Origin of the sequence: Pseudoxanthomonas sp. 22568 (assembly GCF_052044485.1) — a bacterium.
Taxonomy (GTDB): Bacteria; Pseudomonadota; Gammaproteobacteria; order Xanthomonadales; family Xanthomonadaceae; genus Pseudoxanthomonas_A; species Pseudoxanthomonas_A beigongshangi.
The window spans coordinates 1-16,087 of sequence record NZ_JBQENC010000025.1; the positions used below are offsets into that span (position 1 = coordinate 1).

The 16,087-nt window shown below is 66.5% G+C and carries 9 protein-coding genes; 4 read left to right on the forward strand and 5 right to left on the reverse strand.

What is annotated here, in order from left to right:
- Window positions 1–76: 76 nt before the first annotated feature.
- Window positions 77–1,213, reverse strand: a complete 1,137-nt coding sequence (locus ACTJI2_RS19545; protein WP_440843069.1) for an ROK family transcriptional regulator — start codon at window positions 1,211–1,213, stop codon at window positions 77–79.
- Window positions 1,214–1,372: 159 nt separating this feature from the next.
- Here ACTJI2_RS19545 and ACTJI2_RS19550 point away from each other — a divergent pair, with 159 nt between their 5' ends.
- Window positions 1,373–3,934, forward strand: a complete 2,562-nt coding sequence (locus ACTJI2_RS19550; protein ID WP_440843070.1) for a TonB-dependent receptor — start codon at window positions 1,373–1,375, stop codon at window positions 3,932–3,934.
- A complete protein-coding gene (locus tag ACTJI2_RS19555) occupies window positions 3,934–5,046 on the forward strand; it encodes a YdcF family protein (RefSeq protein ID WP_440843071.1) in 1,113 nt (370 codons plus the stop codon). The genes ACTJI2_RS19550 and ACTJI2_RS19555 overlap by 1 nt, the downstream gene beginning before the upstream one ends.
- Here the strand turns inward: ACTJI2_RS19555 and ACTJI2_RS19560 are convergent.
- The 3 genes from ACTJI2_RS19560 to ACTJI2_RS19570 all read right to left on the reverse strand — a co-directional run bounded on the left by ACTJI2_RS19560 (window position 4,941) and on the right by ACTJI2_RS19570 (window position 11,945).
- Window positions 4,941–6,356 (reverse strand): MFS transporter, encoded by a 1,416-nt coding sequence (locus ACTJI2_RS19560; RefSeq protein ID WP_440843072.1) that lies wholly within the window; start codon window positions 6,354–6,356, stop codon window positions 4,941–4,943. The two genes, ACTJI2_RS19555 and ACTJI2_RS19560, sit on opposite strands and share 106 nt — an antisense overlap.
- 334 nt (window positions 6,357–6,690) lie before the next feature.
- Entirely contained in the window at window positions 6,691–9,033 is a 2,343-nt protein-coding gene (locus tag ACTJI2_RS19565; RefSeq protein WP_440843073.1) for a DPP IV N-terminal domain-containing protein, read from the reverse strand.
- Window positions 9,034–9,095: 62 nt separating this feature from the next.
- The gene (locus ACTJI2_RS19570) at window positions 9,096–11,945 is read right to left on the reverse strand and encodes a TonB-dependent receptor domain-containing protein (protein ID WP_440843074.1); all 2,850 of its coding nucleotides are present in this window, start codon (window positions 11,943–11,945) and stop codon (window positions 9,096–9,098) included.
- 477 nt (window positions 11,946–12,422) lie between these two features.
- On the opposite strand from ACTJI2_RS19570, the gene ACTJI2_RS19575 reads away from it, so the two are divergent.
- Complete coding sequence (locus ACTJI2_RS19575; RefSeq protein ID WP_440843075.1) at window positions 12,423–13,991, forward strand: APC family permease; 1,569 nt, start codon at window positions 12,423–12,425, stop codon at window positions 13,989–13,991.
- A 21-nt stretch (window positions 13,992–14,012) separates the two neighbouring features.
- Here ACTJI2_RS19575 and ACTJI2_RS19580 read toward each other — a convergent pair whose 3' ends face one another.
- Window positions 14,013–14,750, reverse strand: coding sequence for an AraC family transcriptional regulator (locus tag ACTJI2_RS19580; RefSeq protein WP_183639450.1), 738 nt, complete (start codon window positions 14,748–14,750; stop codon window positions 14,013–14,015).
- A gap of 359 nt (window positions 14,751–15,109) precedes the next feature.
- On the opposite strand from ACTJI2_RS19580, the gene ACTJI2_RS19585 reads away from it, so the two are divergent.
- Window positions 15,110–16,066, forward strand: coding sequence for a proline racemase family protein (locus tag ACTJI2_RS19585; RefSeq protein WP_440843085.1), 957 nt, complete (start codon window positions 15,110–15,112; stop codon window positions 16,064–16,066).
- Window positions 16,067–16,087 lie beyond the last annotated feature (21 nt).

The following is a 16,087-nucleotide window of genomic DNA, read 5'->3' on the forward strand; positions in this document are numbered from 1 at the left end:
TCCGCTCTACGTAGAGCCGAGCTTGCTCGGCTTCGTGGATTCGAACGTGGAAAAAAGCAGCGGAGCGAGCTCCGCTCTACGGGGTGGCGGCGGTGGTGTAGTGCAGCGGCAGGCTGGCGGCGCCGACGCTCAGGCTGGAAGCGGACAGGGGCGAGACCACGACGCGGGGCATGACGAGTTCGGGCGGCAGGGTCGGCGGCACGCGCTGGCGCACGAGATCGGCCAGCAGGTGCAGCAGCTTTTCCGGAATCAGGCCGTGCAGGACGATGCCGTCCAGATCCAGCGCGACGGTGAGGAACCTGCACAGGTCGTGCATGCAGGGATAGACCCGCTCGGCCCACCCGTGGAGCAGATGTTCGGGAATGTCCTCGATCACCACGTCGCGGACATGCCGCGGCGGCCGCGCCATGCGTTCGCCCAGGTACGCGAGCAGATCGCGGCCCGAGGGGCGGATGCTGGAGTAGGGAAACAGCCCGCCGAATTCGCCGGCGTGGCCGCGTGCGCCACGAAACGGACGGCGGTCGAGGATCAACCCGCCGCCGAAGCCGTAGGCGATATGCATGACCGCGAAACTGCCCAGCCGTTGTCCCTCGCCGTAATACATTTCCGCCAGCGCCACGGCCTTGGAGCTGTTCTCCAGCCAGCAGGGCAGTTCCAGCACTCCGGCGAAGAACGCCTGCAGATCGAGCGGCTTCCAGTCCTCGAATTCGTCGGGCAGATCGTTGTTGCGTTCGGGGCGGGTGCCGGAACCGTACGCGCCCAGCGCCACGCCGGGCATGGAAACGCCGGCGCCGATCAACCGGGACGTGTCGATGCCGGCCTCGGCGATCAGTTGCCCGAGCATGCGCGAGGCCGCCGCGCCCACCTGATCCGGCGCCAGGGTCGGCAGCGGCAGCCTCGCGCTCGCGCAGACGCCGCCCTCCATGTCGACGATGCAGCCTTCCAGATATTCGCTCTGCACGGCGATGCCGGCGGCGAAGGCGCCGCGCGGATTCAGCCGCACCAACTGCGCGGGTTTGCCGCGCTGGCCGTCGCGCACCTTCTCCGTTTCGATCACCAGTCCGCGGTCGAGCAGTTGCTGGATCAGTCGCGACAGGGTGGGCGGCGCCAGATCCGATTCGCGCGACAGCTCCGCGCGGGACATCGGCCCGCGATAACGGAGCAGGTCGAGCACGCGCTGCTCGCTGGGCGCCAGTCCCAGGGCTATGGACATGGAACCATTCCTTTATATTCCAGTGACAAAGATATTACGGGCGAATTTCGTCAAAGACACAGAGTAATTCGCGATTAAGCATGAAATCCGGCTGAAACAATCAGCAAGTATGTTTCTTGGCGGAATATATTTTGCCCCGCCACCCCCACCGGAGCCACCATGTCGAGCCTTACCCGTCGTTCTGCCTTCAGGCTGTCCGTCCTCGCGGCCGGCATCCTGACCGCGCTGCCGGGGTTCGCCCAGAACCCGCCGGCCGCCGCCGATACCGCCCCGGCGTCCGCGGCGCAGGACACCCCGGCACGCCCCGCCGATGCCCGCCCGGGCAACACCGACGCCAACACCCTGGACGCCATCGTGGTCACCGGCGCCGCGCGCACCCAGCGGCGGTTCGACGCCTCCTACGCGGTCAATTCGCTGACCGCCGAGGAAGTGCAGCGGCTGGCGCCGAAGAGCTTCGCGGATCTGCTGGGCAGCGTGCCGGGCATCCATGTCGAATCCACCGGCGGCGAGGTGCAGAACATCACCCGCCTGCGCGGCATACCGACCGATCGCGGCTACATCGTGTTCCAGCAGGACGGCCTGCCACTGTTCCACGAGATCGACGGGCACTTCTTCAACTCCGGCGAGGGCATGCACCGTTTCGACGTCATGAACCAGCGCGTGGAAATCGTGCGCGGCGGTCCGGCGCCGATCTATGCCAGCGGCGGCGCGGCCATCGTCAACAACGTGCTGGTCGAGGGCGGCGACGAAACCCGTGGCAAGGCGCAGCTGACCCTGGGCGACACCGGGCTGTACCGCGGCGAGGCGTACCAATCCGGCGCGCTGTCGGAGGACACCTATTACGCGGTGGGCGGATTCCTCCGCCATCACGACGGCTACCGCGACAACGGTTTCCCGAACGACCAGGGCGGCCAGCTGCGCGCCAACATCAAGCACTACATGGAAGACAGCTGGATGAAGTTCAGCGCGACCTACGTCGACGACCACAACGTGTTCTACCTGCCGATCCCGGTCGCCGATCCGCGCAATCCCTCGGTGTCGCTGAATCCGTACCTGGATTACTTCGAGGGAACGATGAACTCGCCGTCGCTGCGCAACGTCTCGCTCAAGTACCTGGACGCGGCCGGCGTGATGCACGGCCTGCGCCGGGATCTGGCCGACGGCCGCCACATGCGCTTCGGCAACGTCGGCTTCCAGTACGAGAACACCGCCGGTGACTGGACCATCTCGTTCAAATCCGGCTACACCAAGGGCAAGCTGAGTTTCGACGCGCTGTATTCGACGACCAATCCGGCCGATGGCAACACCTTCGCCAACAGCTACCTGGAGCGGGCGCGGGCCGCGTTCGGTCCGGACGTCGCCCGGATGGGCTATGCGCTGGCCGGCAGCCGCGGCACGGCGGCCTATGACCCCTATGGCGCTTCCGGCCTGGTGATCTCAGCCCAGTACCGCGCGATCGAGTCGGAATTCTATTCGGCGCAGGCGGATCTGAGCGCCGCGCGCCGGTTCGAGACCGGCCTGGGCGCGCACGAGGTCAATTTCGGCATCTACACCGCCTTCTACGGCACCACCGCGTTCACCGCCTACCAGGACATGCTGCTGGAGGTGTCCGGCAAGCCGAGGACGCTCGATCTGGTCGCCTATTCGGCCGCCGGCGCGCCGCTGGGTTACGTCACCGACAACGGCGTGCTGCGCTACACCACCACGCTCAATGCCGGCGAAGTGGATGCGCGGATGCTGGCGGTCTACGCCAACGACACCTGGGAAATCACCGAAAAACTGAAACTGGATGGCGGCATCCGCCACGAGAAGTACAGCTACGACGGCTACGCCGAAGACACCGCCGCCGCGAACCTGGGTGATGCGACCACCCTGGCCGACGACACCACCCGCCGCTTCAACGGCGCCACCCAGACCCACAACCTCAGCCCGTCGGTCACCAACTGGACCGTGGGCCTGAACTACGACTTCCGCCCGGGACTGGGTGCGTACGCACGCGCCTCCCATGTGGAGATTCCGCCGCAGTCCAGCGTTGCACGCAGCATCAATCCGACCATCGTCAAGACCGCGACCGATCAGTACGAGCTGGGCCTGAAGGCATCGTTCGGGGCCTCGTACCTGTACCTGACCGCGTTCTACACCAAGTTCGATCCGCTCAACGCCTCGTTCGTGGCATACAACCCGACCACCGGCCGCAACGACCAGTCGGTGCCCTTCATCGGCACGGCGGTATCGAAGGGCGTCGAGATCGACGGCCTGTTCCGGGCTACGGACTGGTTCGCGGTGGCGGGCGCGGTGACCTTCAGCGATCCGCAGTACAAGGATCTGCAGAACAATTCCGGCGCCGACCCCAGCGCGGTGAACGGCAACCAGATCGTCCGCGAGCCCAAGTTCTACGGACATATCCGCCCGACCGTGAACTTCGACACCGGTGACGGACAGATCGAGGCATATCTCCGCTACGATGTGGTCGGCAAGGCCTACGTGGATCTCTTCAACCGCACGATGCTGCCGTCCTATCAAACCCTCGGTTTTGGCGTGTCCTGGAAGCGTGGCCCGTGGGGCGTGCAACTGGTGGGCGACAACCTGACCAACGAAGAGGGCCTGACCGAAGGCAACACGCGCACCGACGCGTTGTCCGGGCAGGGTTCGAGCGAGGCCATCTACGGGCGGCCGCTGTTCGGGCGCAACTTCCGCCTGGTCCTGAGCCGGAGCTGGTGATGCGCATCGCGGCTCTGCTGTGCCTGATGCTGGCGGTGGCCCAACCCGGATTCGCCGCGACTGTGGAAGACGGCATGACCGCCGCGCTGGGCCAGCGCCTGTTCCCGGCGCTCGCCGCGATCCGCCGCGACCAGGCGGGCACGGAGGTTCGCACCCTGCTGGCCGCGCGCGAGCGCCGGCTCGCGCAGTGCGGTGACGATGCCGCCTGCAAGGTCGACGCCGCGCGCTGGAACCGCCAGGAGATCGACGCGATGGCGACGCTGGCGGCGCCGGACCGCCCGCCGGAGGCGATCCGCCGCGAGCTGGCCGGACTCAATTCCATCCTTGATGTCTACGGCAAGGGCGCGGCTTCGCGCTATCCGCGAATCGACGGACCGATGGGCGAGGCGGGCAGCCAGCGGCTTGCCGCCGACGTCGCCACCGCCGTGGCGATCAGCGAGGTCGGCCGCGGCGAGGCGGTCGCCTCGCTGGACGCCAGCATCGGCCTGGCGCTGGCGCTGATCGACGTCAACGACCGGCTCGACGCGATCGCGTTCGAGCCCATCGAGGGTGGCCTGAACGCGGCCGCCTTCGCCCAGGCGAAAACGCTGGACTGGTCGCGCTACCGCTACACCGCGATCATCGTGCTCGGGGCCGGGCCGGAAGATCCGCTGACGCCGCTGAGCGCGCGCGGCAAGCTGCACGTGAAGGTCGCCGCGCAACGCTATTTCGACGGACTGGCGCCTTTCATAATCCTCAGCGGCGCCGCCGTCCACCCGCGCGGAACCCGCCATGTCGAAGCCGTCGAGATGCGCCGCGCGCTGGTGGAGCGCTACGGCGTTCCGGAGCATGCGCTGGTGATCGAACCCTATGCCCGGCACACCACCACCAACCTGCGCAATGCCTCGCGCCTGTTGATGGCGATGAAGGCGCCAGCGGATCGCGATGCACTGGTGCTCAGCGACCCGAAGCATATCGATTACGTGGTGGGCGCGGAGTTCGCCGAACGCAACCGGACCGAGTTGGGCTACCTGCCGGGCACGCTCGGCAAGCGCACCTCGCCATTCGACGTGCCGTTCCGTCCCTCGCCGGATTCGGCGAAGGTGGATCCGCTGGATCCGTTGGATCCCTGAGGGACGGCTTCAAGCACGGGAGACGGGCGCGGGCGCCCGGCGTGCGATTCGCGCAGCGACTTCATCGTCCGATAGATGACCATGGTGCAGACGAGTGCGCCGAGCGCGGCCAATGCCGCCGCCCGCGCCAGGGCGAGCCCGTGATCGGCCGCCGGCGACCGCGCCACCGCCGGATCCAGCACCTGGCCCAGCATCAGCATCGACAGGGCGATGCCGAGCTTGGAAGCGAAGGTGTAGACGCCGTAGGACCAGGTGTCGGCGCGCATCGCGGTCCGATCGTGATGGCGATGGATCAGATTGGCGGCTGTACCCCAGAGCAGCATGGTGCAGCCGAATGAGCCGCCGCCATAAAGAAACGCGAAAGCATTCAGTCCGATATCCCCGGCAACACCCGGCAGCGCGAACGATCGTGACAGGCCGAGGCAGGCGATCGCGGACAGGCAGGCGGCCAGCAGGAACGCCGCATGTTCGCCGCGCCGCGAGGCCAGCTGCCGGAACAGCGGCAGCAGCGCCAGCGTGCCGATGGAAAAGGCGATCAGCACGCCGGAACGCGATGCCAGGTAGGGCATCATCCTGCCCATCACCGAGAGCAGGCCGGCGTTGACGAAGGTGGCGATCAACAGCATCGCCATGCCCTCCGGCAGGCGCGGAAAAGTGCCGCTGCGGATCCGGGCGGCGACACCATGGACATTCCTGTTGGCGGAATCGTCCACCTGTTTCCGGACGACGCGGGCCAGTCGCCAGGCGGATAGCAGTGCCGGCGCGCACAGCACTGCGATGAACAGCGCGATGTGTCCGCCGGAAGGCGACGTCGCATGTTCGCCGACCAGCAGATAGGCGGCGAGGGCCACCAGGATGCGCGCGGCGCCACTGAGGAAATAGCGCCCGGCCGAAAGTTGCAGGACTTCCCGGTGGTCGCGCGCGAGCACCGATGTCAGCGCATTCTGGGGAACGTCGTAGAGCTTGTAACAGAGCTGGAACACCAGCCCGGTGCCAAGGGCGTGGACGACCGGCGACAACGGCAGTGGCACCGAGAACAGCGCCACGAACGCGAGCGTCGAGACCAACGCTCCCCACGCCTGCAGGCGGACCAGCCGGTGCGGCACGTCCGGGCCGCGTCCGATCAACCAGCCCGCCACCGGATCGGCCAGCGCGCCGAACAGCATCAGCGCCATCGTCAGCAGCCCCATCGTCTGCGGCGGCAACTGGAGATGCTGGGTCAGGAAATAGGCGAACAGCAGATCGTAGGCGTGCCAGACCAGGCTCTTTCCACCGTGAGCACCCAGGTAATCACGGAACGGCTTGTGCATGGCGGATTCCGCAAGGGGCTCGGGTGCGTGGGCGGGGGCATGCGTGTGGACATGGACCCTCCCATGCTCGGGCACAGTTATAGAGCCGTGACGCTACGCGTTCATTTCAACCATGGCGTTGCGGTCGCGTGGTGATCGCAACAGGATTTGCGATTGGGTGAAACGTTCCCGTAACCGGGGCAGCGGAAAATTCCCTCCGTAGCGACGAGGCTCCCTCTCTCCCCCTCCGCCGCTGCTTGCAGAGCCCGGCATTCATTGCCGGGCTTCGCTTTTTCCGGTCGTGGCGAACGGGCGCGTTGGCCCGTTCATCCGGCGCGCGAAACAGGCGCGTGGCTCAGGGCGCCGATGACGCCGAGTTCCAGCGCGGTGTCGGCCGATCCTGGAGGTGGCGGATGAAGAAGTCGTAGTGGCGGCGCTGGACGTAGTCGAAGGGTTCGGACCAGCGTCCCACCGAATGGCCGGCGCCGGGCATCATCAGCAGTTCGAAATCCTTGTCGGCGCGAATCAGCGCATCGGCCACCTGCAGGGTCGAGGCGGGATCCACATTGGCGTCCTGTTCGCCCACGATCAGCAGCAGGTCGCCGCGCAGCTTGCTGGCGTGCTCCACGCCCGACGCGGCCGAGTAGCTGCCGTTGACCGGCCAGCCCAGCCACTGCTCGTTCCACCACAGCTTGTCCATGCGGTTGTCGTAGCAGCCGTTGCTGGCCACGCCAGCCTTGTAGAACTCCGGATGGAACAACAGCGCGTGCAGGGTGTTCTGCCCGCCCGCCGACATCCCGTGGATGCCGACCCGGCCGATGTCGTAGGACGGATCCGTCGCGGCCATCGCGCGGTGCCAGGCGATGCGATCCGGGAAACCGGCGTCCTGCAGGTTCTGCCAGGCCACGTCATGGAAGGCCTTGGAGCGGCCGGTGGTGCCCATGCCGTCGATGCGGACGATGATGAAGCCCAGATCCGCCAATGCTTGCATCCGTACCAGGCTGTCGCTGCCCGAATCCATGTCGAACGGCCAGAAGCGCTTGGGCACGAAGGCGCCGTGTGGCCCGGCGTAGATCGACTCGATGACCGGATAGTGCTTCGACGGGTCGTGATCGCGTGGACGCACCGCGATGCCCCAGATGTCAGTGGCGCCGTCGCGGCCCTTGGCGGCGAAGATCTGTGGCGGCTTCCAACCCGCCGCGCGCAGCGCGCCGACATCGGCGCGTTCGAGCACCGACACCAGGCTGCCGTCGGCGCGGCGCAGTTCCGAGATCGGCGGCAGATCCACCCGCGAATAGGTATCAAGGTAATAGGCCATGTCGCTGGAGAAGGCGACATCGTGCCAGGCGTCGGCCTGGGTCAGGCGGGTGAGATTGCCGCCGTCGAAGTCGACCCGGAAGTAATGCTGAAGATACGGGTCCTTGCCCGCGTCCATGCCGCCGGCGGTGAACCAGATCTGGCGCTTGTCGTCATCGACCTTGACCACGTCGCGCACCACCCACTCGCCGCGCGTGATCTGTCGCTTGACCTGGCCGCTGGCATCGTCGAACAGGTACAGGTGGCGCCAGCCGTCGCGTTCGGAGATCCACAGCACCTCGTTGCCGTCCTTGCCGACGTCATGGCGATAGAGGTTCCAGGCATTGACGAAGGTCGGGCTGTCCTCGCTGACCGCCACCCGCGCCTGGCCGCTGGCGGCATCGACGCTGATCACGCGGACCTGCTTGAAACCACGCTGGATGTATTCGAACGCGAAGCTCTCGCCGTCCTTGCGCCACTGGATCTCCCACAGTTGCAGCGGGTTGGGGAACAGCGCGTCGTCGACGACCCGTACCGTGCGCGAATCGACATCGATCAGTACCGGCCGTTCGATGTCGACCTCGTCGCCCGGCTTGGGATACAGCTGGGTGTGGACGAGTGGCTGGATCTGGTTGCGGGGAGTGGATTCGACCCGGGTGACGCGGCGATCGGTGCCGGGCTTGACCCGGTAGACCGCCAGGCGCCGGGAATCGGGCGACCACGCGATTGATTCGGGATCGTAGAAGGCGTCGGCGCGGCCGTCGCGGGTGAGCGGTTCGGGCTGCGCCAGTGAACCGGCCGCGCGGATGACCAGGTCGTGGCCCTGCGCGAAGACTTCCCATTTGCCGTCCGGCGAGCGGCGCGGCGCGTTGTCGGCGGGCTGGGTCATGTCGCGCACGACGCCCCAGCCGCGCGGGCGGCTGGGCGTGCCGTCGTCGCGCGCGCAGGTGTAGTCCTTCAGTTCGCAACGCCATGGCCGCGGCTCGGCCAGGCCGATTTTCATCTTGATGGCGCGGCCTTCGTCGGCGAATTCGAAATCGCGGAACGGCAACCGCAGCGGCTCGTAGCGTTCGCCGGTGGCCTTGCCCAGCGCCGCCGCCAGGCGTGCCTGGTCGAAGGCCGGGCGTTTGCGCTGCTCCTTCGGGTCGACGATCACGTAGCTGAAACCGCCGGGTACTGTCTTGCGGTAGTAGAAGCGGCCATCGTGGGTGGCCTTGGCCGCGAAGGGCAGGTCGCGGGTCAGGTACATCCATTCCTGTCCCAGGTGCAGCGAGCGCTGGTAGTCCGCATCGCCGGGGGCGGTATCACTCGCTGAAGCGACGAACGGCGAGAGCAGGGCCAGTAAGGTCAGGGCCGCGCGTGACCGGCGGGTGGCGGCAGGTGGGCGAAGGGCATCTTTCATTCGATCTTCTCTGGAGCAAAAAAAGAAGGGGCCGGCCATCGCCGGCCCCGGGGAAACACCGATCACTGGAACCGGTAAGCCAGCTGCGCACCGACTTCCCGCCCGATCGGGCTGTAAGTCCAGTAGAAGTACGGGTAGTCGGCGTAGCTGTCGTCGCGCGGATGGATCTTGTCGAACACGTTGTTGACGAACAGGGTCACCGACATCCTGTCGGTGATCTTCTTCGACAGGTTCGCATTCCACAGCAGGTAGGGCGCGATGCGGCGGTCCAGGTCGTAGCTGGGGATCGAGCCCATCCGCGAGCCGTAGACGTTCGCGCCCCAGTCGCCGCGATTCCAGTTCACCGACAGGTTGGCCCGGCTGCGGGCGTTCCAGTTGTAGGAGCGGTTGTCGCGGTCGTAGAGCACGCCATCCTCGGCGTACTGGGTGAACTCGTAGCTGAGCGTGTGCGACCAGCCGAGCAGGACGTTGAAGCGGCCCAGGCGATCGGTGTCCCAGCGATAGCGGACGGTGGCGTCGATGCCGGTCGTCTTTTCGGTGGCGGTGTTGATCGGCCCGACCGTCAGCAGGGTCACCGCGGTGCCTTCGGGATCGGTCGGCGACGGCCGGCGCTGGACGAAATCCAGTGCGGTCTGGCAGAGCAGCGAGTTGGTGTCGACCGGATTGCCGCTGCGATCCACGCCCAGCCGGCAATCGGCTTCGCGCTTGAGCACGTAGCCGTTGGACAGGTCGTTGACGCCCTGGTCGAGCTGGATGCTGTAGTAGTCGGCCTGCACCGACAATCCGTCCAGGATGTCCCAGACGAAACCGGCGGTCCACGATTTTGAGGTCTCTTCCTCCAGCAGGCGGTTGCCGCGCCGGCCACCCTCGGTGTAGTAGTAGTAGTCGGTGTTGCTGTTGTCGCGGCAAGCCGCCGCCAGCACGTCGTTGTTGTTCTCGGCGCGGCAGCGGTATTCGTCGAAGATCTGGATGTAGTAGCCGGAGGGTTCGGCGAACACGTAGTGCATGTCCGGTGCGCGGAAGCTGGTGGCGTAGCTGCCGCGCAGCAGCAGGCTGTCGACCGGACGCCATTCCAGGCCGGCGTTCCAGGTGACCGCGCCGTCCACCTCGGTGATGTCGTCATACTTGTCGTAGCGCGCCGCCAACTGCGCCTTCAGGGTGCTGAAGATCGGCACGCTGAACTCCAGGCCCAGCGCATAGCGGTCCCGGGCGCCGCGGCCGCCGGTGTCGTTCCAGTTGTAGGCTTCCTCGGCGGGGTCGGCGTTGGGCAGGGTGCGCGGATCGGCCACCAGCTCATACTCCTGCGAACCCCATTCCAGCACCGAGGCCATGCCGACCGGCCCGGCCGGAAGTTCGAACAGATCGCCGCTCAGGGTTGCCTGGAACTGGCTGGCCTCGGAGTAGCCGCGTGGCCGGATGGTCGCCGACATCGCCGCGAACTGCGACGGCGTCAGCGGGGTGGTGAAGCGGTCGTAGTCCAGCCGGTAAGCCGGGTAGTAGTCGTAGACCGGATCGTTGCCCAGACGCGGACCAAGGAAGTAGTCGGCGACCTTGCTGGCGGTCAGGCGCGGGGTGCGGGTGTCGGTCTCGTACTCGGCATGGCTGTAGGAAAGTTCGTAGTCGAAGCGGTTGTCGAACAGGCTGCCGCGGATGCCGGTGGTGATGCTCCAGGATTCCTCGTCGTTGTCGGTCATCAAGCCGTCGCGACCGGTTTCTTCCGGCTGGAACACGCGCAGCGCGTCCATCAGCGCGCCGCGGCCAACGTCGTAGTAGTAGTAGCCGGTTTCCTCGTTGTAGGGAGACCACCACTGGGTGCCGGTGGAATAGCGCGCCTTGGACCGCCACCACATCGCATCCATGAAGATCTGCGCGTTCTCGCTGATGTCGAACACGCCGGAGCCGTACAGCGACAGATTGTCGTCGGAACTGCGGATGGTGGAATCGGCCAGGCGGTCGTACTGCGCGCAGCGGCTGCCGGATGCGGTCGTGTAGACCACGCTATGGCCGAAGAAGCGGTCGCAGGCGTCGGCGATCTCGCTGACATAGCCGGGCGCGTCGAAGTCGTACAGGTACAGGTTGGCCCAGGGCGTGCGACCGCTGGCGATCGGGCTGTCCCGCATCGAATCCATGAAGTCGCGCTGGCGGGTGAAGATGGCCTCGCGGTTCATGTATTCCATCGCGTAGGTCAGGCTCCAGCGGTCACCGGACTTTCCACCCACGATCTGCAGGTTGCCGGTGTCGCCGCCGCCGCGTGTGGTCGTGCTTCCGTAGAGCTTTGCTTCCAGCCCTTCGTAGTTCTTCTTGGTGACGATGTTCATCACCCCGGCCACCGCGTCGGAGCCATAGATCGCCGAAGCGCCGCCGGACAGCACCTCGATGCGCTCGACCGCGCTGCTGGGAATCGCGCCCAGATTGACGAAGTTGCTCTGGCCGCCATAGGGCAGCGGGTACTCGGCGACGCGGCGGCCGTTGATCAGGATCAGCGACCGGCCCGGGCCCAGGCCGCGGAGATTGATGATGTTGGCGTTGGGCGCGAAGATCGACTGGCTGGCCAAGGTGGATTCGTTGACCACGGTACCGTTGGCCTGGGTCAGCGTGTTCAGCGCGTCGAAGACGGTCTTGAAGCCCTGCTTCTCGATATCGTCGGCGGTGATTACCGTCACCGGCGCCGGGCCTTCGACTTCGGCGCGCTTGATGCGCGATCCCGTGACGGTGACCTGATCGAGCGTCCTGGTCTGGCCATTGGCCGATTGTTCGGCGGTGTCTTCGTCCTGGTCGGTCGATGCCGTGGCCTGCGGTGTTGCGCCGTCGGCCTGCTGCGCGAACAGCGCCCCCGGTGTGCCTGCCGCCAGCGCCAGCACGAGCGCATGGCACAGGATTGTCGGCCGCAGCCGTTCTGAATGCGTCTTCATTCCCTCTCCCCGATGGTGTTTTGGCCGGATGCCGGCAAACGTCGTTCGCCCCTCCCAGGGCTTACGTGTCGTTTTTCACATTAGGTGCGAGAGCCGGCCGCGTTCTAGGCGTTGATGGCGCGGAGGGATGCGGAAAACCGCATAACGAAAGTGCGCCATGCGGATGTCGGAGAGCCGCGGTGAGCTCTGCCGGAGCAACAGGCGTGCAACGCCCGTCACTGGGTTTGCAGATGACATGCTTGATGCCAATCCCCGATCCCGACAAAACGGGAAAAATGGAAACGGGTTTGTGCTCACTTCGCCGCCAGGACCGACGGAATCCGCCAAGACCCGGGCAAAACGCGCTTTCTAGACTCCATTGACCGCCACGCACGACCGGATGCACCGGACACGACACGGCGGGACGAATCGCCCGCGGTTCCCGGTGGGGCCGCGGGCGGAGCGCGACAAGGCAACGAGCTACCCGGGGGGGATGGCATGCAGCAGGGCAAGTTCAAACGAAGTCTTTCCGTGGCGGACCTGACCCTGATCGGGCTCGGCGCCATCTTTGGATCCGGCTGGCTGTTCGCGGCCAGCCACGTGGCGTCGATTGCCGGCCCCGCGGGAATTCTCTCCTGGCTGATCGGTGGCGTGGCGGTGCTCTTGCTGGGCCTGATTTACTGCGAACTCGGCGCCGCCCTGCCGCGCGCGGGCGGAATCATCCGCTATCCCACCTTTTCACATGGACCGCTGCTGGGTTACCTGATGGGACTGATCACGCTGATCGCGTTCTCCAGCCTGATTGCCATCGAAGTGGTGGCGGCGCGGCAGTACGCGGCGGCCTGGTTTCCCTGGATGAACAAGCCTGGTTCCGGCGATGCCAGCCTGGCCGGCTGGACCCTGCAGTTCCTGCTGCTGTGCCTGTTCTTCCTGCTGAATTATTTCAGCATCCGGACCTTCGCATTGGCGAACAACATCGTCAGCGCGTTCAAGTTCGTGGTGCCGATGCTGGTGATCGGCGTGCTCGCGCTGCATTTCCAGCCAGCCAACCTGTCCGATCACGGCTTCGCGCCGTTCGGCATGGCCGGCGTGGGGGCGGCGGTATCCGGCGGCGGCATCATCTTTGCCTACCTGGGGCTGACACCGATCATCTCCGTGGCCAGCGAGGTGCGGAATCCGCAGCGGACCATTCCGATCGCGCTGCTGCTGTCGGTGATGTTGTCCACGCTGATCTACGTGCTGCTGCAGGTGGTGTTCCTGGGCAGCGTGCCGGCATCGGCATTGACGCAGGGTTGGGGACCGGTCGGTGGCGAGTACTCGCTGCCGTACCGCGACATCGCGCTGGCGCTGGGCGCCGGCTGGCTGGCGGTGCTGGTCGTGTCCGATGCCATCGTTTCACCCAGCGGTACCGGCAACATCTACATGAACGCCACTCCGCGGGTGATCTATGGCTGGGCGCGGACCGGTACGTTCTTCCGGTTGTTCACCCGGGTCGGGGTGTCATCCGGCATCCCGCGCCCGGCCCTGTGGCTGACCTTCGCGCTCTCGGTGTTCTGGACGCTGCCGTTTCCGTCGTGGGAAGCGATGATCAACGTGGTGTCGGCCGCGCTGATGATGAGCTACGCCGTCGCACCGGTCACCGCCGCCGCACTGCGCCGCAGCGCGCCCGGACTGGACCGGCCATTCCGGGTGAAGGCGCTGGACGTGCTTGGACCTCTCGCTTTCGTGGTGGCCTCGCTGATCGTCTACTGGTCCGGTTGGTCCACCGTGTCCTGGCTGCTGGGCCTGCAGGTGCTGCTTTATCTGATTTACCTGGCCTGCGCGCGGCTGATGCCGGCGGGACAGCTGCCGCTGCGCGCGCAGATCCGCTCCTCGCTATGGCTGATCGGGTTCTACCTGATGATGATCGGCGTGTCGTACCTGGGCTCGTTCGGTGGCCGCGGCATGCTCGTCCATCCCTGGGACGCCACGGCGGTGGCGGTGGTCGCCCTGCTGGCCTATTGCTGGGGTGCCGCCACCGGCCTGCCCGCCACGCAGCTGGATCTGGGTGCGGAGGACGATCAGTAGCGCGCCCCCGCAGGGCGGCGGTCAGGTGCCGGCGATCGGCGCCGCGCGCGGATGCCGGCCAAGCGCGCGATAGTCGCGCGGGGTCATGCCCACGGTGGCCTTGAACTGGCGGGTGAACGCGCTCTGGTCGGCGAAACCGCAGGCCTGGCCGATGCTGGCGATGCTGGCATCGTCCTGCAACAGGCGCATCGCGGTCTCGATGCGCAGCTTGGTCAGCATCTGCTGCGGGGTGAGCTGGAAGACGCGGCGGAAGTGCCTTTCCAGCTGGGCGACCGACAGGCCGGCGAGATCCGCCAGGGCGGTGATGCGGACGTTCTCGCCGTGGTGCTCCTGCATGTGGTCCACCACCTTCATCAGGCGCGGGAAGGTGGAATGGCGATTGTCCGGCTGGCCGAGATCGCGCGAGATGCCGATCAGCCCGACCACCGCGCCGGCCTGCAACACCGGCCGCTTGAAGGTGAGCGCCCAGCCCGGCATGCGATTGGGGAAAAGGTGGACTTCCAGCTGGTTCTCGATGATCTCGCCGCGCAGCACGCGCAGATCCTGCTGCTGGTAGCTGTCGCCGAAGCGTTGCGGGAACACTTCCACGGTGGTCCTGCCGAGCACGTCGGCGCGCTGCTTGCGACCCAGCCGGCGCATCAGGGTGAGATTGCAATGGGTATAGCGGCCCTGCGCATCCTTGATGAAGAACACCACGTCCGGCAGCGCGTCGTAGAGCGCCTGCAATTCCTGTGACGGGATGTCGATGTCGAACGGCATGGGCATGGACTCCGATGGCGACGGCGGGATCGCCGCATGGCGGCGAAACGCGGAGAGTGCATGCGCGTCCACGCACCGCCAGGGCGCGCGCCGCGTTCGCAATCCTGCGGCATTCGGCATCCGCCACGACGCCGGCGCGGCACCGTGGCGGTAATGGATCCGCATTTCCGCGGATACCGTATACCCCTCTCCGAGAAGCACCATAACAGTGATTCGCGCCGATATGTCAATGCCATCCGGCAGGGATGGAAATGCTGCGGCGCATCGTTCCGGTCGCGTCAAAATCATGCCGAATTCCGCATCGGCACCGGACATTGCCGGCTATCCGCTGCCAACCCGCGGATGAAAGCATGTCCGCCATGCAGACACTCGACGTCATCGATTCGCACACCGCCGGTGAACCCACCCGGGTGGTCGTGGCCGGTTTTCCCGATCTCGGCGGTGGCGATCCGGCGGCGCAACTGCGCCGCTTCCGCCAGGATTTCGATCATTGGCGCAGCGCCATCGTGTGCGAGCCGCGTGGCTCGGACACGGTGGTGGGGGCGCTGTTGCTGCCGCCGACCGAACCGGATGTCGCGGCGGGCGTCATCTTCTTCAACAACGTCGGCTATCTGGGCATGTGCGGGCACGGCACCATCGGCGTCGTGCGGACCCTGCATGCGCTGGGGCGGCTGGCGCCGGGCGCGCATCGTCTGCAGACGCCGGTGGGTACGGTCGGCGTGGAACTGCACACCGACGGCCGTGTTTCGGTCGACAACGTGGAGAGCTACCGGCTGGCAGCCGACGTCGCGGTCGACGTGCCTGGCCATGGCTGTGTGCGCGGCGACATCGCTTGGGGCGGCAATTGGTTCTTCATCACCGCGCAGACGCCCTTGCCGCTGATGCTGCGCCACCAGCGCGAGCTGACCGCCTACAGCGAAGCCATCGGCAACGCCTTGCGGAAGTCGGGAATCACCGGTGCAGATGGAGCGGAGATCGATCACATCGAACTCAACGCGCCGGCCGGCGACGGCAGCGGGGTGATCGCCAACTTCGTCCTGTGTCCCGGACTGGCCTATGACCGCTCGCCCTGCGGCACCGGCACCAGCGCCAAGATGGCCTGCCTGGCCGCCGACGGAAAACTCGCCGAAGGCGAGACCTGGATCCAGCAGGGCATCCTCGGCACCCGCTTCGAAGGCCATTACCGGCGCGGCACCCGCGGCATCCTGCCGCGGATTACCGGCCAGGCCTACCTCACTGCCAGGGCGCAGCTGTGCATCGATCCCTCCGATCCCTTTGCCTGGGGCATCGGCGCGACGGGTGACGGCGCGCGGTGAACACGTTCGATCTCATCGTCG